Source organism: Taklimakanibacter deserti, assembly GCA_003574785.1.
Genome location: QORU01000011.1, coordinates 212,205 through 232,460, shown reverse-complemented (window position 1 = coordinate 232,460; position 20,256 = coordinate 212,205). Strand labels below are relative to the sequence as shown.

Genomic DNA, 20,256 nt, shown 5'->3' with positions numbered 1-20,256 from the left:
CTGTGTGCGGCACCCATCTCACATCGTCCCAGTCAACTCGGCGAGGAGAGCGCTTGCCGATCTCGTATCCGGCGTCGTAGAGCCCTCATCGAACCGCTGAAGGAGCCGGCTAAGGAGATCCTTGGCACGATCCGCCTGTCCTTGCCTTGCCCACAGCCTGGCCAGCGGAACGGCCGCCCGCAATTCCCACGCCAGCGCCGACTGCTTGCTGGCCCAAAAGAGCGCCTGGAGCAAGGAGTCCTCCGCCACCCTCGCATCCGGCTCTGCACCCGCCAGGCGAATTTCGGCCGACACGCGCAGCAGATCTGGACGGTCATAGGTCTCCCCGGCCTGCTCCGCCAGCGCAAGCGCCCGGTCGATCATCGCGGCAGCCTCATCGAGCTCGCCACATTTCATCATGCCTTCGGCCAGCGCCCGGAAGAAAGCTGTCGCCAGAATATGGTGGCGCTCGGCATTGAGTGTCTCAAGCGTGCTGCGCAGGAGATGAACGCCCTCCGCCGGCTTTCCACTCAAGATCATGTGCTCGCCCTTCAGCGCAAGGCCGAGAGCGGAATAGGGAGCCAAGGAATATTTCGCCGCGCAGGACAGGACCTGCTCGATGCACCGTGCCGAGCGCTCGAAATCACCGCTCCAGAGATAGACCGGCAGCGTGTAGATCAGCGAGATACAGAGCGTGACCGGATGATCGCGCTGCATTGCCTCCTCGACGGCCTGGTCAGCTATCCTGAGCCCTTTCTCCGGCATGCCGCGCAACCACGCTGTCCGAGCCAGCGCCACGAGCGCCCGCACCCGATGATCATAGCCGAAGAAGTCGACCCGGACACCGCCGGACGCTTCTTCCAGCTCCATCCCACGCTCGCAGTGCTGCAGCGCCGCAGCTTGATTCCCGGAGAGGTGATGGGCGACACCGAGCATCCACTCAGCCATGATCACTCCGGGTTCTTCGCCAAGCTCGCCGGCAACAAGCATGCTCCGCTCGGCGCAAGTGAGCGCACCGCGAAAATCGCCGACCCGGGTTAGGAAGATGTTCAATCCAGCCAGCAAGTGCAATTTGTACTGTCCGTCACGCAGGGCTTCGGCCAGCCCGATGCCCCGCTCGATCGCCCTTCTCACACCGTCACTGTTGCCGCGCGTGAACATCGAGGACAGCGCCAATGCCGCCTGAAGGGCCAGCTCGCGTGTCGTTCCACGATCAACCTCGTGCAAGGCCGACAGGCCCCGTTCGCACCACGATTCGCACTCGCCCAGCAGCGAGAAGCCCAAGAACAGAGGCGCCGCACCCGCCGCGAGCCCAACACCGGTCTGCATGTCGCCCGATTCCGAGAAGCTCCAATCAAGCGCAGCCCGGATATTGCCCATATGCGGCTCGTAGGCCGACACGTCGTGACTCCGGAATGCGATCGCTCTTGTCGTGTCGGGCGCGAAGCGTTCGGCATAGCGCAGCGCGTGGCGCCTCGACATCACTTCTTTCTCGTCGGTTTCCGCCAGCTTGACCGCGGCATACTCCCGCGTCGTGTCGAGGAGGCGGTGGTAAGTGGATCCGGCGAACTCGGACGTCCGCATGAGTGACTTGTCAACCAGGCTCGCGATCGCATCAGCAGCCCTTGGCATGTCGGCTTGGTCGTCCGTCGCAACCGCCAAGGCGTCTGCAAGCGTGAAGGCGCCCACGAATACAGACAGCCTGCGCAAGATCATCTGTTCATAGGGTGACAGCAGGTTGTAGCTCCAGTCGAGCATCGCCTGAAGTGTTTGATGGCGCGGTGGAGCACTTCGCCGACCGTGCCAGAGAAGCTTGAAACGATCGTTGAGCTGGTCGGCGGTTCCCTTGATTCCATACACACCTACACGCCCGGCGGCGAGTTCGATTGCCAGCGCGATCCCGTCAAGCCGCCGGCACATCGCGGCCAGGATGGGCGCGTCCGCATCACTGAGCTCGGCGCTGTACCCCGCGGCGGCGGCACGCTCCATGAAGAGCTGCACCGCCGGTGAGGCAAGCGCTTGGACAGCCGTCAATCCAGCGTCTTCGACCGGACCTTCGAGTGGCACCAACCGATGCACGTTCTCGCCCTCGACGCGCAGGGCTTCACGGCTCGTCGCGACGAGATGCACCAGAGGCGCCTCGGCGTAGAGCCGCTCGGTGAGCGCGGCGACCGCCTCAATTACGTGTTCGCAACTATCGAGAACGAGAAGTATCGGCTTATCGGCAAGGAAAGCGATCAAGCCAACCACTGGATCCTGCGTAACCTGACCGATCAGCCCAAGGGTCGAGGCCACCGAGCCGGCGACGAGCGATGAATCCCGCAAAGTGTGGAGATCGAGGAAATGGACCCTGTCGGAGAAATCGGTGCGCACAGCATGAGCCAATGCCAAGGCGACGGTCGTCTTGCCCATGCCGCCTGGCCCGACAACGCTGACGAACCGGCGATCCATAAGCATCAATCGCAAAGCAGCGACGGTCTCGTTGCGGCCGATCATCCTTTCCAGTCGCGCTGGCAGCTTCTGAAATCTGTTCGCCGCGCTGGCGGACGGTCCGGTAGCTGCGAATGCGGAGCGCTGCAATTGCGCTACGAAGCAGTAGCCACGCCCCGGAACGTTGGCGATATACCGGGCCCCGCCTCGTCCGTCGCCCAAAACCTTGCGGAGGGTGCCGAGATTTACTCGAAGACTTGCTTCGTCTACGAACACGTTCGGCCAAACACGTTCGATCAGATCTCGCGTGGTCAGGACCTCGCCGGCATTTTCCACAAGTGCGATGAGGATATCGAGCGCACGCCCGCCGATGGCGACACGCTCCTCACCCTTCATCAGCAATCGCTCGCCGGCGCTCAAGCGAAACGGGCCGAAAGACGCAATTACGTCCTGTGAGACACCCTCGGCTGGCACTGCGGACTCCAATAGCTCGCTGCTGCCCCTTTTTCGAGGCGCATTACTCTAGGGTAATCACCGTCGAGTGACAATCTGGCCTGCGTTCTCGCAGGCGCGCAGTGTTCGAAGGCATGGCACTGGCCGGAGATCTTTAATGCCCTGAGCCGTCCTCGACGATCGCTTCGACGACCGTTTCGCCGGCATTGAGGAAATCGAGCGTCAGCTCGAAGCGGTCGCCGGCTTTCAGCGCCTTGGTGAGGCCGATCAAGCGGAGATGGCGGGCACCTTTGCGCATCGCGACCGGCTTTCCCGGCAGGAGCTCGATCGATTTGAGCTCGGGATCGTCATAGCGGTTGTTCTGGCGCAATTCGATCACCGAGCAAATGGGTGAGCGCGCCGCGACCAGCGCATCCGCTGCCGCGCCGCGATTGGAAAAGGGCGCGAAGGCCTGGGTCTCGTTGGTTTCGGACGGCAGGACCCAGACATGGCCAATGGCGATCTGGCCGGCCTGATAGGAATGCGCGCGAGCGCGGGCCGCCCAGGGAAGCGCGAGTGTCGCGAGGAGAAGCGTCCGACGGCTCGGCATAGGCTCACATCATCGTGTTGGTGGAGAAGAGCGAGCCCCAGAACAGGATGCCGCCCAGGGCGACGATGACGAGGCCGCCGCCAAGGCGCAGCGCGAAAGCGGCGCGGCCGAGCCAGGTCTCGTCGCGCTTCGCCAGGCTGATGGCGAGTTTCTTCGAATAGACCGCGATGGCGGCGATGACCGAAACGGTGATCGCGGTGCCGAGCGCCATCACGAAGGTCGAGGTGATGCCCGCCCAATAGAGGCCCAGCGTATTGGCGAAGATGAGGACGAGGAGTGCGCCGGAGCAGGGCCTGATGCCGACGGCGAAGGCCAGGGACAGCGCCTTGGTCAGCGACCATTCGCCCTTCACCTGGCGGGCCTCGGGGACATGGGCGTGGCCGCAGGCGCAATTGGCGTCATGCGCGTGATGGTGCCCGTGGTGATCGTGATGGTGGTGATCATGGTCGTGATGGTGGTCGTGATCATGATCGTGATGGTGGTGATCATGGCCATGAAAATGATCACGGGCAGGCGCTGCGGCCGCGGCGGCACGCCGATGCGGCCTGAGCGCCGTCCAGATGAGATAGACGCCCATCAACGCGATGAGGGCGTAGCTCGCGCTTTCGAGGAAGCCCGCCACGTCGCGCGCCGTCGTGCCGACCGCCGTCACGAAGAGAAGCAATGCGCTCACGATGACAATGGCGGTCAAAGCCTGGACCACGGCGCTCATGAAGGCGATGAGAATGCCGCGGCGCAATTCATTCTCGGTGGCGAGCAGCCAGGCCGAGATCACCGCCTTGCCGTGCCCCGGCCCCGCGGCATGGAAGATGCCATAGCCGAAGCTCAGCAGCATCAAGGTGAGACCTGCGGCAAAGGGCGATTGCGATCGCATCTGCCTGATCGACAGCGACATCGCGCCATAGAAGCTCCGCTGCTTGTCCATGACCCACAGGACGGGCTCTTGCCACAAGGACGGCGTCTTCAGCGTGCCGTCGGCCTTGCGCGGCTGGACCAGGAGCTTGCGCTGATCGATCTTGGGGGGCTCGGGCTGGGTCTGCTCCTGCGCCAGCACGGAACCGGGCACGCTCAGCCCCGCGACGCACAGCAGCAGCACGAGGCACAGCGCCCGGGCGATCAGCTTCATTTGGAGCACATGACCAAAGCCGGTTGCGCGAACATGCCGCCGAAATCCTCATCCTCCGGCGGCTTCCAGTCGGCGCCCTTGCTCGACAGCATCTGGCGCGTCTGGTCGAGCTGCTGATCGGAAACGACCGGCTTGACCTCGAGATGGCAGCCTTTCGGCAGGTCGCCCACGACGCCGACCGGATCCTCCTGGATATAATCCATGGCGATGAAGAATTCCGGATCATAGATCTTGTAGAGGAATTCCGCCTTGCGCGGATCGGCGGGCGCGGCGAGCGGCACGGTGAAATGCAGCTCGAGCTTCCCGTTGCTGTAGATCTGGCCATATTCCGTCGGATCGGTGATGGCGACGATCTTGCCGTTGACCCTCGGCACGACAAAATAATTATAGTCCTTGAGCGACTTCAGATTCTCCTGGGTCAAGGGCTCGAGCTCGGACTGGCTGTAGACGCCGTCGCCATTGGTATCGAGGCCCTCGAGCGCCATCTGCGTATAGCCGTCATCGAAGGTCCATTCGACCGCGATGCCGGCGACCTCGGCCTTGTCGTTGAACACGACGTCGGAGCGCATGGTGATCCAGACATGGGGATGGGCATTGGCGGGGCCTGCCGGCAACAGCAAGGTCGCGGCAAGTGCCGTGGCGTTCATGAAAATCCGCCGCATCCCTCGATCATCCCCGTTGAGCGCGAAGCCTGAGAAATGATCGGAGAATACGGCGGAAAAGTGAAGTTACGCTTATTTCACCCTTTGAGGCAGGTAACGAGGGCCGTCACAAATTTGTGCATCATGCCGCCATAGGCTTGCGTACCGGCAGGTTCCTTGGCGCCGAGGCCGTCGAGCACCGAGGCCTTGGCCTTGGTGCCTTCGATGACGGTCTCGATATATTTCGATTCGAACTGCGGCTCGGCGAAGACGCAGACCGCGTTCGTCTCGGCGATGCGGTCATGGATCTCCTTGATGCGCTTGGCGCCGGGCGTCACTTCCGGGTTGACCGTGATGCTGCCGGCCGGGCTCAGGCCGAAACGGGTCTCGAAATACTGATAGGCATCGTGGAAGACGATATAGCGCTTGTCGCGCACCGGCTGCACGGAAGCCGCCATGTCGGCGGAGAGCTTGTCGAGGTCGGATGCGAATTTCTCGGCATTGGCCTGATATTTGGCGGCGTTCTCCTGGTCGAGATCGCCCAGCGTCTTGGCCAGCGCCAAGGCGATCACTTTGACATTCTCGGGGTCCATCCAGATATGCGGGTCATTGCCGCCATGCTCGTGGTCGTGATCGGCGTGACCTGCTTCCGCCTCGCCCTCATGATGCTCCTCTTCGCCTTCGTGATGATGTGCTTCCCACAGGCCGCCGCTGCGCACCGGCAGCAGCTTGAGGCCCGGCAATTCGCCGGCCTCGAACAGCTTCTTCTGCGCGATCTCGGGGTTTTCCAGGGCCTTATGCAGGAAGGCCTCGAGATTCTCGCCCACCACGACGATGAGATCGGCATTCTGCATGGCCTCGACCTGGGACGGGGTGAGCTGGGCGGTATGCTCGGACACCGCGGCATCGAGCAGCAGATGCGGCTCGGCCACCCCCGCCATCACATTTGCCGCAATGGAATGAATGGGCTTGATGGTGGCCACCACGCGCGGGGCGGCAAGGCTCGTGGTGCTCAAGAGGGCGGCGAAGGCGGTGGTAAGGACGAAGCGGGCGGTCGCGGGCATGGATCACTCCTTTATGTAACATTATAACATAACAGGATCGAGCGGCTGTCAAGTTAAAGTGAGGAACCCTGCGGCCTTTCGTGAGTTGTGCCGCCTCGCCTGAACCGCCAAGTTGCGCCCGGGCATGATTCAAGGCTCGTCCGCCATCCTCACCCTGAGGTGCGAGCGAAGCGAGCCTCGAAGGGTGTGTTGCAGGCTCCCGGGCCGCTCTCGCCTTCGCGAAGCCGAGGCTTCGCTTCGGCGGAGCAAGGTCGCGGCCACCTCAGCATGAGGATACGGGGAGAGCAGCAATCGCATCGTCCTGCCCTTGTGGTGCAAGGTTGCGAGGTCCTGGTGGCTACTCTTTTGACGGCATTCTTCGGCGGGCTCTTGAGCTTTCTCAGCCCCTGCGTCCTGCCGCTGGTGCCGCCCTATCTGTGCTTCATCACCGGCGCCACGCTCGACGACCTGACGGAGAAGGCAACGGTTTCGCGCAACCGCACGGTCCTCGCCGCCTTCGCTTTCGTGCTCGGCTTTACGACCGTCTTCGTGCTCCTCGGCGCCACGGCATCGGCGGCGGGACAATTCATCCGCGAGCACCTGCCGCTGCTGGCGAAGCTCGCCGGCATCTTCATCATCCTCATGGGCCTGCATTTCCTCGGCCTCTTCCGCTTCGCCTTCCTCAATCGCGAGAAGCGCTATCAGCAGGAGACCCGCCCGGCCGGCCTCATCGGCGCCTATGCGGTGGGGCTTGCCTTCGCCTTCGGCTGGACCCCCTGCATCGGGCCGGTCCTCGCCACCATCCTGGCGGTGGCGGCGGCCGAAGACAGCGTCGGGCAGGGCGCTTTCCTGCTCGCCATCTATTCATTGGGATTGGGCGTGCCCTTCCTTCTCGCCGCCTTGGGCGTCGGCACCTTCCTCGGCTTCCTCAAGCGCTTCGCCAAGCATCTCGGCACGGTCGAGAAGACCATGGGCGTGCTGCTCGTCCTTGCCGGCCTCGCTTTCCTGACCGGACTGCATCAGAGCTTCGCCTATTGGCTGCTCGAGACTTTCCCGGTCTTCTCGCGCATCGGGTGATTTAAGAAGCAGGCTCTTCGGAGAGCCGCGCGATCAGATGCGCCTCCAGCCGGTCGATGATCGGGCTCTTCTTCAGATGCGAGCGCTCGAGACGGATGTTGAACTTGCCTAACGGTGGAAAGCCCTCGCGAGGCGTCAGCTCGCGCATGTCGGCGGTGACGGCGCTTCTCACCATGGCCGAGACCGCCAATCCGCCCGACACAGCGGCGCGCAGCCCGGTGATGCTGCGGCTGATCACGGCGATCCGGTGCGCGCGCTTCATCGCCTCGAGTGCTGCCACCATCGCTTGCGCATAGCTGTCGTCCTCGCCGCGAATGGCGATCGGCAACGGGTCCTTCTCATGGATGGTGCCGGTGAGCGGCGCCACCCAGACGATCTCGTCGCGGAAGACGACCGGGCCGCCGCGCACCGGCCCGATGCCCTCGGTAATGAAGGCGAGGTCTATCGCCCCGTCGCTCAGGCCCTTGGCGAGAACCATCGATTCCTCCGGCACGAGGTCGACGGTGGCGAGGGGATAGAGCTCGATGAAGCTGCGCAGGACGTCGGAGAGGATACGCGGCGCATAATGTTCCGAAAGGCCGAGCACCACGACGCCTTCGACCGAGCCGCGATTGAAGGCGGCGAGCGCTGCGCCATAGGAAGCGACGATGTCCTTGGCGTAGCCCAGAAACAGCTCGCCATGATCGGTAAGCTGGACATTGCCGCCCAACCGCGACAAAAGCGGCCGGCCCAACAGGGCCTCGAGCCTACGGATCTGCAGGCTCACGGCCGATTGCGTCCGCCCGACCTGGCGGGCCGCCTGGGTGAAGCTCCCGGTCTCGCAAATGGCGATGAAGCTCTTGAGAAGGTCGATGTCCATGGGTTGATGAATTTCCCTAATGGCACATATTTCAACTACTCGTTGGACAGATCAACCACCTGGGCGTCTCATGGCTTCAGGAGCTTGACGACCATGATGACCGAAACCCGTTGGATGAGAACCATGTCGGCAATCCGCATGATGAGGGATGCCTTCGACATGTGGCTCGCCGGCCGCCGGTTGCTCGGCGCCGATGACGCCATGCTGGCCGATATCGGCGTCTCGCGCGGCAATATCGACTGGCTGGTGCATCACGGCCGGCAAAGATAACCGGCGTGGCACGAACGGCCGCACGGCCGGATCCTAGTTGGCGACGACGGAGACGGCACCGGCGGACGTCCTGACATTGCCGATATACCGGCCGACCCATCTTCCGTCATTGACCAGTTCCTCGACGGTACGCGCCAGGTCTTCTACGGCGGCGAGGGCGGCGCGCGACAGATTGCGGTGCTTGGCGGTCATGATCGAAAGGGCGCAGGTGATGCGCGGGTCCGAAAGCCAGGCGAGCTCGGCACCGGTCGCCGCGGATATCCGCTTCGCCATCGAAGCCGGCAATACGGTCGCATAACCTTCCTTGATGAGGGCGCACAGATCGGGCCAGCTGCTGACCTCCACCGGCACGTCGAGGCGGATCGCGTGGCGGACCGCCGTCTGGTCGAGCGCCAGCCGGACCGGATCTTCCTTGGGCAAGAGCGCCAGCTTGATCGAGACGAGGTCGGTTATGCTGACCGTCGTGCCCGGCACGGGGGAGGGCGGCGGCAGAAGGGCGGCAAGCTCTTCCGCCAGCAAAGGCTGCAAAGTGACATCGGTGCCGGCGGCGGAACTGAAGGTCAAAGCCGCATCGCACTGGCCGGTCTTCACCGCCTCCTCGGCCAGTGCCGCCTCTCTTTCGATCAGCGTGATGTGAAATTTGCGCCGCCCAAGGGACAGCCGTTTGAGAAATGGAACGGTGAGGTCGCCGGCGATGAGCGAGGGTAGGGCGATGCGCACATTGCCGACCGGATTGACCGCGCACGCCTTCAGTATTTCCCGCGTCCTTTCGACTTCGCGCAGGATCACACGCGCCTGATCCTCCAAGACCTTTCCCAGGTCGGTGACCAGGACACCGCGCGCATGGCGCTCCAGAAGCTGAATGCCGAGATCGTCCTCGAGCGACTTCATGGCGTGCGTGAGGGCGGGTTGCGCGATGTGCAGCCGCTCGGCGGCGCGCGAGATGCTGCCGGACTCGGCAACGACCAGGAACTGATTGAGCTTCCGAAAATCCATCGATGACTTCGATTGAACCATATATTCTGTTTATATGTCGCATAAGTCTAATGTCTTTGTGCGTCCCCGCAAGAGCCAGTAATTACGGCGCATCCCCTTCGGAAAGCTGCATTTTCGAAGAGGGGGCAATCAAAGGAAGAAAAATACAACCATAGGAGGAAGGGATGAGCGACGCGAAATCGCTTGCCAAAGGACGGCTGTTGCTTGCGGCCATGTGCGCCGTGGCGGGCCTGGCCGTGTCGGGCGGTGTGTCCGCAGCAGCGGATGACAGCTGGGAGCGGGTGAAGGCCAATGGCCTCGTGGTCTGTGGCGTGGATGGCCTCTTGCCCTATTCGAGCTCCGACCAGCAGGTGCCGGGATTCGAGGTCGAGATCGCCAAGGCTATCGCCGACAAGCTCGGTGTCAGCTCGAAACATGAATGGGTGAGCTGGGATGGCCTTATTCCAGCCCTGACGAGCAAGCGCTGCGATGCCATCATCAACGGCCTGTTCATCACCGACGAACGCAAGAAGGTCATCGATTTCTCGGTCCCCTATTACGGCTCGGGCGAAACGATCCTCGTCCACAAGGACAATACGTCGATCAAGGGGATCGAGGATCTGAAGGGAAAGAAGACCGGGGTCCTCGCGGGCTCCGTCACCGTGGGCGAGCTCGAGAGCAAGGGCATCGGCCCGCTCGCGATCTATCCCGATCAGAACACGGTCATCATCGAGCTGAGCAACGGCCGCATCGATGCGGCCTATCTCGAGGCGCCCTCGGCGGCCTGGGCCATCCACAAGGACCGCTCGCTCGCCGTCAAGGTGGTGAGCGAATATGTGCCGCAAGAGCGCTTCGATGCCGGTGTCGGCATTCGCAAGGAGGATGCCGAGCTCAAGGCGAAGGTCGATACGGCGCTGACCGAGCTCATCTCTTCCGGCGTCATCGCCAAGGCGCTCGACCACTACGGTGTTCCGTATTTCCCGCCCAAGTGAGGCGTCCCGATCACATCCCGCCGCGGCAAGCCGCGCGGCGGGATGTGATCTCTCCGTCGCAAAGCAGGTACCATGCAATTCGTGAATGAGATGCTGCCCTATCTCCTGAGCGGGGCAGTCATGACCTTGAAGCTGACCTTCGCCTCGATGACGCTGGCGCTGCTGCTCGGGCTCGCCGTCGCGCTCCTGCGCCTGTCGCGCAACCGTCTCCTGAGAGTCCTCAGTGGCGCCTATGTCGAGATCATCCGCGGCACGCCGCTCCTGGTGCAGCTCTTCATCATCTATTACGGATTGCCGCAATACGACATCAGGCTCGAAGCCTTCACCGCCGGCGTGCTCGGGCTTTCGATCAATTACAGCGCCTATCTGGCGGAAGTCTTTCGCGCCGGCATACTCGCCATCGACAAGGGACAATGGGAAGCCGGCTCCTCGGTCGGGCTGTCGCGCGCAGGTCTCCTCAGATATGTGATCGTGCCACAGGCGGCCCGCATCGTGCTGCCGCCGATCGGCAACTATTTCATCTCGATGCTGAAGGACTCGGCCCTCGTGTCGACGATCTCGATCGTCGAGCTGATGCGCGCCGCCCAGCTCAGGGTCGCCATCACCTTCCGGGCCATGGATATCTATCTCCTGGTCGCGGTGCTCTATTTCGCGATGAGCTACCCTTGCGCCCTTCTCATCCGCTATTTCGAACGGAAGGTCTCGCGCGGCCATGCTTGACCATAGAAACACGCCGATCGTCCGGCTTTCCAACATCCACAAAAGGTTCGGCGCGCACCAGGTCCTCTCCGGCATCGAGCTCGAGATCGGCAGCGGCGAAGTGGTCGTCATCATCGGTCCGAGCGGGTCGGGCAAGAGCACGCTCCTGCGCTGCATCAACCTGCTCGAAGTGCCGGACCAGGGCCAGATCGAAATCGCGGGCGAGCTCGTTTTCTCGCGCGATGCGGGGGCCGCCGAGCCCCATTACAAGCAGCTCGACGCGATGGCCGCCGAGGCGCGCGCCAAGACTGCCATGGTATTCCAGCGCTTCAACCTGTTCCCGCATCTGAGCGTCAAGGAAAATGTGATGCTCGGACCGGTCCGGGCGCAAGGCAAGCCGGCGCGGGAGGTGGCGCCGCGCGCCGAGGAGCTGATCCGGCGCGTGGGCCTCGCCGACAAGCTCGATGCCTATCCGAACGTATTGTCGGGCGGCCAGCAGCAGCGCGTCGCGATCGCCCGCGCCCTCGCTTTGTCGCCGCAGGTCATGCTGTTCGACGAGCCGACCTCGGCGCTCGATCCCGAGCTCGTCGAGGACGTGCTCGCGGTGATCAAGCAGCTCGTCCTCGACGGCATGACCAAGATCATCGTGACGCATGAGATGGATTTCGCCCGCGAAGTCGGCGACCGCATCGTCTTCATCGACGGTGGACGCATCGTCGAGCAGGGACCGCCTTCCGTCATTTTCAGCAATCCCCGCAACCCGCGGACCCAGGAGTTCCTGAAGAAGGTCCTGCGCCGCAATCTCAATTCCTGAGGTCGAGTCATGAATGATGCATCGTTGGACGTCGTAACCCTGAATGTTCTCATCAACGCCTTCCATGCGACGGCCGAGGAGATGGGCATCAACCTCTTGCGGTCGGCCCGCTCGACCATCATCCGCGAGGCGCGTGACTGCTCCTGCGCGCTCTTCGATCCGGAAGGCCGGATCGTCGCCGAGGCCGAGCACATTCCCGTCCAGATGAGCTCGCTGTCGCTGCCGATGCGCGCCTGCCTCGCCAAGCACGGCGGCATAAGGCCGGGCGAAGTGTTCGTGACCAACGATCCCTATATCGGCGGCCAGCATCTCCAGGACATCACTATCTTCACGCCGATATTCCACGAAGGCCTGCTGATCGGCTTCTCGGGGTCGATCGCCCATCATGTCGATATCGGCGGAGGCGCCGCCGGCCTGACCTTCGATGCCAAGGAGTTTTACGAGGAGGGCCTGCGCTTCACGGCGATGAAGCTCAATCTCAAGCGCGATTTCGGCCGCAACGGTGTGTTTCACGACATCGTCCATTCGAATTTCCGCGCCGCGGAGACGACATGGGGCGATATCCAGGCGCAGCTCGCCGCCAATGAGCTGGGGCGGCGGCGCATCGTCGAATTGGCGGAGCGCTACGGGTCCGCAAAGCTCGTCGGCTATATGGGCGCGGCGATGGAGTACTCCGAGCGCATGATGCGCGCCGCGATCGCGGCGATACCGGACGGGGTCTATGAGGCGGAAGATGCGATCGACGACGGCGTGTTCCAGAAGGATCCGATCCCCGTCAAGGTGAAGCTCACGGTGATCGGCGACCGCATGGACGTGGATTTCGCCGGAACGGCGCCGCAGGTCGACGAGTTCCTCAACGTGCCGCTGGGCTCGACCTATTCGAGCACCTTCAGCTCGATCAAGATGGCGCTGACCGCCGGCGGCGAGACGATACCCGCCAATGACGGATGCTACCGGCCGATCAAGATCGACGTGCCCTATGGATCGATCCTCAATCCCAGGCCGCCGGCGGCGGTGCGCGCCCGCATGTGCGGCGCCTACCGGCTGTTCGATGCCATTCTCATGGCCTTGCAGAAGGCGCTTCCGACCCGGGTGCCGGCGCCCGGCTACCATGCCAACACGACGTCCGGCGTCTCGCGTTTCAACGAGGGGCAGTTCTCGATCTTCATCGAGGACATCGGCGGCGGCTGGGGCGGCAACCCGGTGCGCGACGGCGCCGACATGCTCGATGCGCCGCTGTCGAACTGCATCATCACGCCGATCGAGGCGGTCGAGCTCGATCATCCGTTCCTGATGATGAAGCGCTATGAGCTCTTGCCTGACACCGGCGGCGCCGGACGCCATCGCGGCGGCCTGGGCTCGGTCAGGGAATATGAGGTGATGGACCAGGGCGCCGAGTTCTTCGGCTATTCCGACCGCCACCGCTTCGCGCCGCCCGGAGCCGCCGGCGGCGAGCCGGGAACACGGGGCGCGTTCCGCATCCTGCGCAACGAGGAAGAGATCGTGCTGCCGTCCAAGACGCGCTTCAAGCTGCGCAAGGGCGACATCATCCGCGTCATCGCCGGCGGCGGCGGCGGCTTCGGTCCGGCGCCGGAACGCCTGGTCGCGGACGTCGTGAAGGATTTCAAGGAAGACAAGATCACGCGCGACCATATCGCCGCGTATTACCCGCATGCCCTGGACGCGGTCGACAGGCCGGCATCCGGCGCCCACAGAAACGGAGCGTGAAATGAACTGCCTGATCGGGATTGATGTCGGTGGGACCTTCACCGACGCGGTGATGATAACCGGGGACGGAGAGATCCGCGTCGCCAAGGCGGTCACCACGCCGAACCAGTCGATAAGTGCCGTCGAATCCGTCGCCAAGCTCGGCGAGAAATTCGAGGACGTCGCGGCGATCGTCCACGGGACCACGGTGGCGACCAATGCCATCCTCGAGCGCAAGGGCGCGGATGTGGGGCTCCTCACCACGGATGGGTTCCGCGACGTGCTCGAGTTCCAGCGTCAGGAGCGGCGCAATATCTGGGACCTGTTCGCAGAGAAGCCCGAGCCCTTGGTGCCGCGCCGCAGGCGCCTCGGCGTGCCCGAGCGCATGATGGCGAATGGCGAAGCGCGCCAGGCGCTCGATGTCCAAGAAGCGCGCGCCCGCATCGCCGCACTCAAGCGGCAGAACTGCACGGCGATCGCCGTCTGCCTGCTCAACTCCTATGCCAATCCGGCGCATGAGCAGATGCTGGCCCAACTCCTCAAGGAGGAGGCGCCGGACATCTATGCGGCCATATCCTCGGTCATCGCGCCGCATTTCCGCGAATACGACCGGATGAGCACGACGGTCCTCTCGGCTTATGTCGGCCCCAAGATCAGGGCCTATCTGTCGGAGTTCCGCCGCCGCTTCGCCGATCAGAAATTTGCCGGCGACATTCTAGTCATGGGCTCCAATGGCGGCGTGCTTCCGCCCGAGACGGCGAGCGATCACGCGGCGGCGACGTGCCTGTCGGGCCCCGCCGGCGGCGTCATCGCCACCGTGCAGGTGGCGCGCGAGCTCGGCATCAAGAACGCCATCTCCTTCGACATGGGCGGCACGTCCACGGATGTTTCCCTCATTCGCAATGGCGCGGCGGCGATGTCGAACCGCTCCGAGATATCGGGCCTGCCGATCTCCCTGCCGCAGATCCATATCGAGACGGTCAGCGCCGGCGGCGGCTCCATCGCCTCGATCGACAGCGGCGGCCTGCTGCATGTCGGCCCGCAAAGTGCGGGATCTAACCCGGGGCCCGCCTGCTACGGCTTCGGCGGGACGCGGCCGACCGTCACCGACGCGGCGTTCCTCATGGGATTGCTGCGCCCGTCGAAATTCTTCGGCGGCGAGATGGGTCTCGACCATGGCGCCGCGACCAAGGCCTATGAGGATCTCGTCGCGGCTCTCGCCACCTCGATCGAAGACGTCGCGGAAAAGGTCTACACCATCGCCAATCATAAGATGGCCAATGCGGTCAGGGTCGTGTCCGTCAGGGAAGGCCATGATCCGCGCGATTATGCGCTCTTCGCCTTCGGCGGCGCCGGGCCCTTGCATGCCTGCGCCATCGCCGAGGAGCTCGGCATCTCGCGCGTCGTCATTCCCATGTATCCCGGCGCGTTCTCGGCCTATGGGCTCCTATGCGCCGATCTGCGCCGTGATTTTGTCCGCTCGGTGCTGAAGCCACTGGCGCAGATCGACGAGGCGAAGCTTGCCGAGATGATGAGCGAGCTGACGGCCGAAGGCATGCATTCGCTGGGAGAGATGGCCGGCAGATCGCCGCACTGGAGCTTCCAGGCGGAATGCCGCTATCGCGGCCAGGCCTATGAGGTGGCAGTGAACATCGCCAAGCGGGCGCCCTTCATGAAGAATCTCGCAAGCCAGTTCCATGCTCTCCATGAACAGCATTTCGGCTTCTGCGAGCCCGATGCCGATATAGAGCTCGTCAATCTACGGGCCATCTCGATCTTTTCCCGGCGCAAGCCGCGGCTACCGGAGATCGACATAAGGCGCAATGGGAAGGTCAAGGGGGACAAGGAATCGGTCTTTGCCGGCGGACGCTGGGTCGATGCGCTCTTCGTGGCGCGTGACACGCTGGCGGCGGGCGACGGTGCCGGCGGTCCGGCCGTCATCGAGGAGGGCACGGCCACCAGCTATATTCCCTCAGGCTGGCGCTTCACGGTGCACAAGGCCGGTCATATCGAAGTGATCCGGGGCTAGGAGGCGCTCATGTATGGAAAAAAAGGCCGCATCGGCCTCGCGGTGCTGGACAATGATTTGTGCATCGAGCCTGATCTTCGCCGCATCCTGCCGGACGGTGTCGAGATCCACGCCGCCCGTGTCGTCTACCCGCATGAGGTCACGCCCGCGGCCATGGCCGAGGCGACACGAGGCCTCGAGCTCGCGGTCAGAAGTCTTGTGGCGGTGCAGCCGAAATCCATCGTGTGGTCATGCACGAGCGGGAGCTTCTTCAATGGGAAGGCCGGCAATGACAATCTGCTGCGCGAGCTCGCCGCGGCCTCGGGCGGCATTCCGGTGGCCACGGCATCGAGCGCCCTGGTGGCGGCATTGAACGCGCTCGGCCTGAAGCGACCTGCCGTCGGCACGCCCTATTCGCCCGCGATCAACAAGGTGCTCGGCGCTTTTCTTCGGGAGAACGGTTTCGATCCTTTGCCCGTAGCGGGCTATTTCGTCGAGCTGGTCGACGACGACACGCTGCAAGCGCTCGAGGAAGACGAAGTTGCGGCCTTCGCCCGCGAGATCGATCGTCCGGAGGCCGACAGCGTCGTCATCAGCTGCACCGGCCTGCCGACGGCGGGAATAGTGGAGATGCTTGAGCAAGAGCTCGGCAAGCCCGTGGTCACCAGCAACATCGCGATATTGTGGCATGCCCTCAAGATCGGCGGCATCCCGGTGAAGCCGCCGCATCGTGGCCGGCTGTTCTCGGCCTAGTCGAAGGAGATGCGGATGAGTGTGATCGAGAATGCGATCATCGAGCGCATTTGCGCGCTTTGCGAGATCCCCAGCGTCTCCGGCAATGAGGGGAAAGTGGCGAAAAGGGCGGCAGGCCTGCTCGAGCAGGACGGATTGTCGGTAGAGCTGCAGGAGGTGGAGCCCGGACGGTCCAATGTCATTGCGCGCCTCAAAACCGGTAGAGAGGGATCGCGCCTCTTGTTCAACGGCCATCTCGATACGCTGCCGCCTCCCGCCGAGGGCTGGACGCGGGATCCCTATCGTCCCGCGATCGAGAACGGCCGCCTCTATGCGGCGGAAGTCAACAACATGAAGGGCGCCGTCGGCGGCATGATGTGGGCGATGGCGGAACTGCAGCGCCGCTCCGCCGACCTGTGCGGTGAGATCATTCTGTCGGCGGTTGTCGGCGAGTGCGATTCCCTGGGGCTCGGAACCGTCTCGGCGCTCGAGCGAGGGTTGACCGCCGACTTCTGCATCAATGGCGAGCCGACCGACCTCGCGGTCATGACCTCGCATGCCGGAGTCACGCAGCTGAAGCTCACCGTGCATGGCCACCCGGCCCATGTCTCCCAGCGCGCGCAGGGAATCGATGCCATTTCCGGGTTGGTGGCGCTGCTGCGGCATATTCGTGAAGACGCGCTGACCTACACGGCTCATCCGGATTTTCCCGGCCTGCCGACAATACATGTGGGCGTCATAGCGGGGGGCATACTGCCCTCCATGCTGGCGCCCAGCGCCGAGGCCCGGATCGATGTCCGCACCGTCCCCGGAATGACGCCGCAGAGTGTGCTCGGCGACCTCCAGCGCCTGATCGAGGAGGCGAAAAAACAAGACGCGAAGCTCAAGGCGGAAGTAGTTCTTTCCAAGCGCCCCACCTTCATGCAGCCGCACCCCTTCCACATGGCGACGGATGCGCCGATCGTGACTGCGGTGGCCAAGGCGCATCTGGCGGTGAGTGCCAAGCCTGCGCATGTCGGGACGCTCGTGCCTCAGGTCTTCTTCGGTTCCGACGCCTCGCACATCCTCGCTGCCGGGATCCCGACGGCCATTTATGGACCGGGCCAGGTCAGCGACATATCGACGGCGAATGAAAGCATCGCGGTCGCCGATGTCGTGACTGCCGCCCAAACATATCTCGCCAGCGCTCTTTCCCTGTGCGCGAAAGGAAGGCCGTCATGACGTCCCCAATTCGTGACATCCTCGCCCGGATGCCGCGCGCCAGGCTTTTGTCCACAGTCCCGCCGCTCGAGCGCTGGGACCGGCTCTCGGACGAGCTCGGGATATCGCTCTTCGTCAAGCGCGAGGATCTGGGCGGCATCGGCGCCGGCGGCAACAAACTGCGCAAGCTCGAACTGGTGCTCGGCAAGGCGAAGAGCGAAGGCGCGAGCTGGCTTCTGACCACCGGCGGCCCGCAGTCAAATCACGCCCGGCTCACGGCGGCGGTGGCGGCCAAGCTCGGCATGGGCTGCACGCTCATGCTGCGCGGACCGTGGTCGGGCGCGCTCACCGGCAACCTGTTTCTCGATCAGATCTTCGGCGCGGAAATCAGGCTTCTCGGCGAAGTCGATTACGCGGCAGCCGATCTCGCCATGGCGAAGGAAGCCGACCTCCTGCGGCAGCGAGGAGAGGCGCCGGCGATCATTCCGTTGGGCGGGGCCACGGCCGAGGGCACCGCCGCCTATGTCGAAGCCTTCGCCGAGCTCACCGAACAGATGGATGAGCCGATCGACCATGTCGTCGTGGCGGCCGGCACGGTTTCGACCTATACGGGGCTTGCTCTCGGTGCGCGGCTGTTCTCGCCCGCAACGCGCGTCCTCGGCATCAGCGTCAGCTGGACGCAAGAAAAGCTGCGTTCGGAAGCGGCTCGGCTTTTCGCCCTCACGGCCGAACGTCTCGGCCTCGGCAGCCTCGCCGGCGAAGACCTGTGGTTCGACGTCGGTTTCATCGGCCCAGGCTATGCCCGGATATCGCAAGAGGGGCGATCGGCCGTCCTCCTCGCCGCCCGCCGCGAAGGCACGCTCCTGGACATGACTTATACAGGCAAGGCTTTTGCCGGCCTGATCGGCAATGTCGCGCGTGGATCAATTCCCAAGGGGTCCAGGGTGATCTTCATCCATACGGGCGGCACTCCGGAGCTCTATACGCGCAACAGCGATGACCTCATGGCTTGATCATTCCCCGGCCGACAATTCGATCGGCTGGCCGTGCGGCGTCGCTTTGGCCGCGCGGTCCCAGGCGTCGATACGGGCGAGGCGCTCTTCCTCATTCATGAGCTTTTTTGCTTCGACCAGCTTTTCCAACGCCGCGAGCCAGGATTCATAATAGCTGCGGTCTGGATCGGCGGCGACCTCGCGGGCCAGGGCTTCCGCCCATTCCGTCCAGGTGAAGAAGCCCTTGGCATTGAGGCTCACCGCCATGGCGAAGGCCTGGGCCTCCCAGGGCTCGTTGAAGACGGGATCTTCAGGCGGCTTGTCAGGCGGGCTCAAGATAGGGCTCCCACAGATCGGCCGAGATCGCATCGCGCGGGTTGCGCGCCTCGCCCCAGATCTCGCGCGCCGAGAAGCGCACGGTATAAAGCGGCTGCGGCTCTTCGCCCTTGCCATGCGCGTTGCTGTCCGGAAACACATGGGTGCCGTGCAGGAGCGCGATCTCGCCCACATGGCCGCGCAGATAGCGCGGCAGCCGCGTATGGGTCAGGGGATGGATGTTCTTGGTGCGCACCTTGTCGCCGACCTTGAAGCGCGGCGGCGCGGTGGCGGCGCGTGTCGTCGGACCACCCTTGGCGAGGACCGCCGGCACATCCTTGGCGAGGAGGAGCTTGCCCGCCACCTTCTTGGGCGGCGCCGTCATTTTCCCGGAAGCGAGCTCGTCCTCGGTGACGAGACCACGGGCGAGGATCAGCTTGCGCAGGCCGGCCATCCAGATCTCGTAATAGCTGGATGAGAGATATTGCGCCGGCGGCAGGCTTTCGCGCGCATGGCGCCCCATGTCGATGTTCCATTCCCGTGTCGCCCCCATGGCGAGGGTCAGCGCCAAGGCGCGGCGCTCCCAGGGCGCGTGGAAGACGGGCTCGTCCTTCTCGGGCGCTACGGGTCCGAAGCCCATCTGGCCGCCCAGATCCTGGGGGCCGTTCATGATCTGGCTCCAGGATCCGAGGCAAGAGCGGTGCCGATCATGGAATCGCGGGTGACGAGGGTCGCGAGCTTCTCTGCGCTCCAACCTTCGGTGCGCTCGGGCCGCATCGGGAGCACGAGATAGCGGATCTCCGCGGTCGAATCCCATACCCTGATCGCCGTCTCCGCCGGAAGGTCGAGGCCGAATTCGGCGAGCACGCTGCGAGGATCGATCACGGCGCGCGAGCGATAGGGCGGCGCCTTGTACCAGACGGGCGGCAGGCCCAGCACCGACCAGGGATAGCAGGAGCACAAAGTGCAGACGATGAGGTTATGCGTGTCGGGCGTGTTCTCGACCGCCACCATATGCTCGCCCTGGCGGCCGGTGAAGCCCAGGGAGGCGATGGCGGCCGTCGCATCCTTGAGGAGCCAGGCCTTGTATTCAGGGTCGGTCCAGGCCTTGGCGACGACGCTTGCGCCGTTGCGGGGGCCGATCTTCGTCTCATAGGTCTCGACGATGACATCGAGTGCATCCGGGTCGACATAGCCCTTCTCGACGAGAAGCGATTCGAGCGCCTTCACTCTGAGTGCGGTGGGCGACAGGGCCGATCCCCCGTCATGGTCGTGATCATGGTCGTGGTCGTGCGGCATTGTGTTTCTCTCCAAGGCCGCTAGCATAGTCGCTCGGGACTGGGGAGAGAAGCTTT

Annotated in this window: 20 protein-coding genes; 10 read left to right on the top strand and 10 right to left on the bottom strand. The window is 63.9% G+C overall.

The features are described from left to right. Nucleotides 1-18 precede the first annotated feature (18 nt). From DS839_RS23450 to DS839_RS23430, 5 genes are all read right to left on the bottom strand, one after another. Nucleotides 19-2,829 carry an ATP-binding protein gene (locus tag DS839_RS23450; RefSeq protein ID WP_162918752.1) on the bottom strand — a complete coding sequence of 937 codons (2,811 nt, stop codon included), beginning with the start codon at nucleotides 2,827-2,829 and terminating at the stop codon, nucleotides 19-21. Nucleotides 2,830-3,016: 187 nt separating this feature from the next. Continuing rightward, a complete protein-coding gene (locus DS839_RS23445) occupies nucleotides 3,017-3,451 on the bottom strand; it encodes a copper chaperone PCu(A)C (RefSeq protein WP_119272907.1) in 435 nt (144 codons plus the stop codon). Between the two features lie 4 nt (nucleotides 3,452-3,455). Continuing rightward, the gene (locus DS839_RS23440; protein ID WP_368911860.1) at nucleotides 3,456-4,577 is read right to left on the bottom strand and encodes a nickel/cobalt transporter; all 1,122 of its coding nucleotides are present in this window, start codon (nucleotides 4,575-4,577) and stop codon (nucleotides 3,456-3,458) included. Beyond that, on the bottom strand, nucleotides 4,574-5,239 hold the full coding sequence (locus DS839_RS23435; protein ID WP_119272906.1) for a DUF1007 family protein: 666 nt from the start codon (nucleotides 5,237-5,239) through the stop codon (nucleotides 4,574-4,576). The genes DS839_RS23440 and DS839_RS23435 overlap by 4 nt, the downstream gene beginning before the upstream one ends. Before the next feature lie 77 nt (nucleotides 5,240-5,316). Beyond that, entirely contained in the window at nucleotides 5,317-6,282 is a 966-nt protein-coding gene (locus DS839_RS23430; protein ID WP_119272905.1) for a zinc ABC transporter substrate-binding protein, read from the bottom strand. A 333-nt stretch (nucleotides 6,283-6,615) separates the two neighbouring features. On the opposite strand from DS839_RS23430, the gene DS839_RS23425 reads away from it, so the two are divergent. After that, nucleotides 6,616-7,338, top strand: coding sequence for a cytochrome c biogenesis CcdA family protein (locus tag DS839_RS23425; RefSeq protein WP_368911859.1), 723 nt, complete (start codon nucleotides 6,616-6,618; stop codon nucleotides 7,336-7,338). 1 nt (nucleotide 7,339) lies between these two features. Here DS839_RS23425 and DS839_RS23420 read toward each other — a convergent pair whose 3' ends face one another. Beyond that, nucleotides 7,340-8,197 carry a LysR family transcriptional regulator gene (locus DS839_RS23420; RefSeq protein WP_119272903.1) on the bottom strand — a complete coding sequence of 286 codons (858 nt, stop codon included), beginning with the start codon at nucleotides 8,195-8,197 and terminating at the stop codon, nucleotides 7,340-7,342. A 123-nt stretch (nucleotides 8,198-8,320) separates the two neighbouring features. Between DS839_RS23420 and DS839_RS36625 the strand changes: the two genes are divergently transcribed. Continuing rightward, nucleotides 8,321-8,467, top strand: a complete 147-nt coding sequence (locus DS839_RS36625; protein WP_162918751.1) for a hypothetical protein — start codon at nucleotides 8,321-8,323, stop codon at nucleotides 8,465-8,467. 33 nt (nucleotides 8,468-8,500) lie between these two features. Here the strand turns inward: DS839_RS36625 and DS839_RS23415 are convergent, their stop codons facing one another. After that, nucleotides 8,501-9,463: a LysR family transcriptional regulator gene (locus DS839_RS23415; RefSeq protein WP_162918750.1), complete on the bottom strand. Its 963-nt coding sequence runs from the start codon at nucleotides 9,461-9,463 to the stop codon at nucleotides 8,501-8,503. Nucleotides 9,464-9,627: 164 nt separating this feature from the next. On the opposite strand from DS839_RS23415, the gene DS839_RS23410 reads away from it, so the two are divergent. The 8 genes from DS839_RS23410 (at nucleotide 9,628) to DS839_RS23375 (ending at nucleotide 18,607) form a co-directional block, all read left to right on the top strand. Beyond that, nucleotides 9,628-10,434: a substrate-binding periplasmic protein gene (locus tag DS839_RS23410; RefSeq protein ID WP_119272901.1), complete on the top strand. Its 807-nt coding sequence runs from the start codon at nucleotides 9,628-9,630 to the stop codon at nucleotides 10,432-10,434. A gap of 72 nt (nucleotides 10,435-10,506) precedes the next feature. Beyond that, nucleotides 10,507-11,154 carry an amino acid ABC transporter permease gene (locus DS839_RS23405; protein WP_119272900.1) on the top strand — a complete coding sequence of 216 codons (648 nt, stop codon included), beginning with the start codon at nucleotides 10,507-10,509 and terminating at the stop codon, nucleotides 11,152-11,154. Further along, nucleotides 11,147-11,947, top strand: coding sequence for an amino acid ABC transporter ATP-binding protein (locus DS839_RS23400; protein WP_119272899.1), 801 nt, complete (start codon nucleotides 11,147-11,149; stop codon nucleotides 11,945-11,947). Before DS839_RS23405 ends, DS839_RS23400 begins: the two co-directional genes overlap by 8 nt. A 9-nt stretch (nucleotides 11,948-11,956) precedes the next feature. Continuing rightward, nucleotides 11,957-13,675 carry a hydantoinase B/oxoprolinase family protein gene (locus DS839_RS23395; protein WP_119272898.1) on the top strand — a complete coding sequence of 573 codons (1,719 nt, stop codon included), beginning with the start codon at nucleotides 11,957-11,959 and terminating at the stop codon, nucleotides 13,673-13,675. A gap of 1 nt (nucleotide 13,676) precedes the next feature. Next, on the top strand, nucleotides 13,677-15,683 hold the full coding sequence (locus DS839_RS23390; protein WP_162918749.1) for a hydantoinase/oxoprolinase family protein: 2,007 nt from the start codon (nucleotides 13,677-13,679) through the stop codon (nucleotides 15,681-15,683). 9 nt (nucleotides 15,684-15,692) lie between these two features. Continuing rightward, nucleotides 15,693-16,415, top strand: coding sequence for a maleate cis-trans isomerase family protein (locus DS839_RS23385; protein ID WP_119272896.1), 723 nt, complete (start codon nucleotides 15,693-15,695; stop codon nucleotides 16,413-16,415). A 15-nt stretch (nucleotides 16,416-16,430) separates the two neighbouring features. After that, the gene (locus DS839_RS23380; protein ID WP_162918748.1) at nucleotides 16,431-17,615 is read left to right on the top strand and encodes a M20 family metallopeptidase; all 1,185 of its coding nucleotides are present in this window, start codon (nucleotides 16,431-16,433) and stop codon (nucleotides 17,613-17,615) included. Next, entirely contained in the window at nucleotides 17,612-18,607 is a 996-nt protein-coding gene (locus tag DS839_RS23375; RefSeq protein WP_119272894.1) for a 1-aminocyclopropane-1-carboxylate deaminase/D-cysteine desulfhydrase, read from the top strand. Before DS839_RS23380 ends, DS839_RS23375 begins: the two co-directional genes overlap by 4 nt. Here DS839_RS23375 and DS839_RS23370 read toward each other — a convergent pair whose 3' ends face one another. From DS839_RS23370 to nthA, 3 genes are read right to left on the bottom strand one after another with little or no spacing between them, the layout of a single operon-like run. Continuing rightward, nucleotides 18,608-18,955 (bottom strand): nitrile hydratase accessory protein, encoded by a 348-nt coding sequence (locus tag DS839_RS23370; protein WP_119272979.1) that lies wholly within the window; start codon nucleotides 18,953-18,955, stop codon nucleotides 18,608-18,610. It abuts the gene before it with no gap. Next, nucleotides 18,909-19,571, bottom strand: a complete 663-nt coding sequence (gene nthB, locus DS839_RS23365) for a nitrile hydratase subunit beta (protein ID WP_119272893.1) — start codon at nucleotides 19,569-19,571, stop codon at nucleotides 18,909-18,911. Before nthB ends, DS839_RS23370 begins: the two co-directional genes overlap by 47 nt. Continuing rightward, nucleotides 19,568-20,200 carry a nitrile hydratase subunit alpha gene (gene nthA, locus DS839_RS23360; RefSeq protein WP_119272892.1) on the bottom strand — a complete coding sequence of 211 codons (633 nt, stop codon included), beginning with the start codon at nucleotides 20,198-20,200 and terminating at the stop codon, nucleotides 19,568-19,570. The genes nthB and nthA overlap by 4 nt, the downstream gene beginning before the upstream one ends. Between the last annotated feature and the right edge of the window lie 56 nt (nucleotides 20,201-20,256).

Excerpts from the sequence above, each read along its gene's own strand:
- DS839_RS23445 (WP_119272907.1), bottom strand. The coding sequence starts at position 3,451 with ATGCCGAGCCGTCGGACGCTTCTCCTCGCGACACTCGCGCTTCCCTGG.
- DS839_RS23440 (WP_368911860.1), bottom strand. The coding sequence starts at position 4,577 with ATGAAGCTGATCGCCCGGGCGCTGTGCCTCGTGCTGCTGCTGTGCGTC.
- DS839_RS23435 (WP_119272906.1), bottom strand. The coding sequence starts at position 5,239 with ATGCGGCGGATTTTCATGAACGCCACGGCACTTGCCGCGACCTTGCTG.
- DS839_RS23430 (WP_119272905.1), bottom strand. The coding sequence starts at position 6,282 with ATGCCCGCGACCGCCCGCTTCGTCCTTACCACCGCCTTCGCCGCCCTC.
- DS839_RS23420 (WP_119272903.1), bottom strand. The coding sequence starts at position 8,197 with ATGGACATCGACCTTCTCAAGAGCTTCATCGCCATTTGCGAGACCGGG.
- DS839_RS36625 (WP_162918751.1), top strand. The coding sequence starts at position 8,321 with ATGTCGGCAATCCGCATGATGAGGGATGCCTTCGACATGTGGCTCGCC.
- DS839_RS23415 (WP_162918750.1), bottom strand. The coding sequence starts at position 9,463 with ATGGATTTTCGGAAGCTCAATCAGTTCCTGGTCGTTGCCGAGTCCGGC.
- DS839_RS23410 (WP_119272901.1), top strand. The coding sequence starts at position 9,628 with ATGAGCGACGCGAAATCGCTTGCCAAAGGACGGCTGTTGCTTGCGGCC.
- DS839_RS23405 (WP_119272900.1), top strand. The coding sequence starts at position 10,507 with ATGCAATTCGTGAATGAGATGCTGCCCTATCTCCTGAGCGGGGCAGTC.
- DS839_RS23400 (WP_119272899.1), top strand. The coding sequence starts at position 11,147 with ATGCTTGACCATAGAAACACGCCGATCGTCCGGCTTTCCAACATCCAC.
- DS839_RS23395 (WP_119272898.1), top strand. The coding sequence starts at position 11,957 with ATGAATGATGCATCGTTGGACGTCGTAACCCTGAATGTTCTCATCAAC.
- DS839_RS23390 (WP_162918749.1), top strand. The coding sequence starts at position 13,677 with ATGAACTGCCTGATCGGGATTGATGTCGGTGGGACCTTCACCGACGCG.
- DS839_RS23385 (WP_119272896.1), top strand. The coding sequence starts at position 15,693 with ATGTATGGAAAAAAAGGCCGCATCGGCCTCGCGGTGCTGGACAATGAT.
- DS839_RS23380 (WP_162918748.1), top strand. The coding sequence starts at position 16,431 with ATGAGTGTGATCGAGAATGCGATCATCGAGCGCATTTGCGCGCTTTGC.
- DS839_RS23375 (WP_119272894.1), top strand. The coding sequence starts at position 17,612 with ATGACGTCCCCAATTCGTGACATCCTCGCCCGGATGCCGCGCGCCAGG.
- DS839_RS23370 (WP_119272979.1), bottom strand. The coding sequence starts at position 18,955 with ATGCGATCTCGGCCGATCTGTGGGAGCCCTATCTTGAGCCCGCCTGAC.
- nthB (WP_119272893.1), bottom strand. The coding sequence starts at position 19,571 with ATGAACGGCCCCCAGGATCTGGGCGGCCAGATGGGCTTCGGACCCGTA.
- nthA (WP_119272892.1), bottom strand. The coding sequence starts at position 20,200 with ATGCCGCACGACCACGACCATGATCACGACCATGACGGGGGATCGGCC.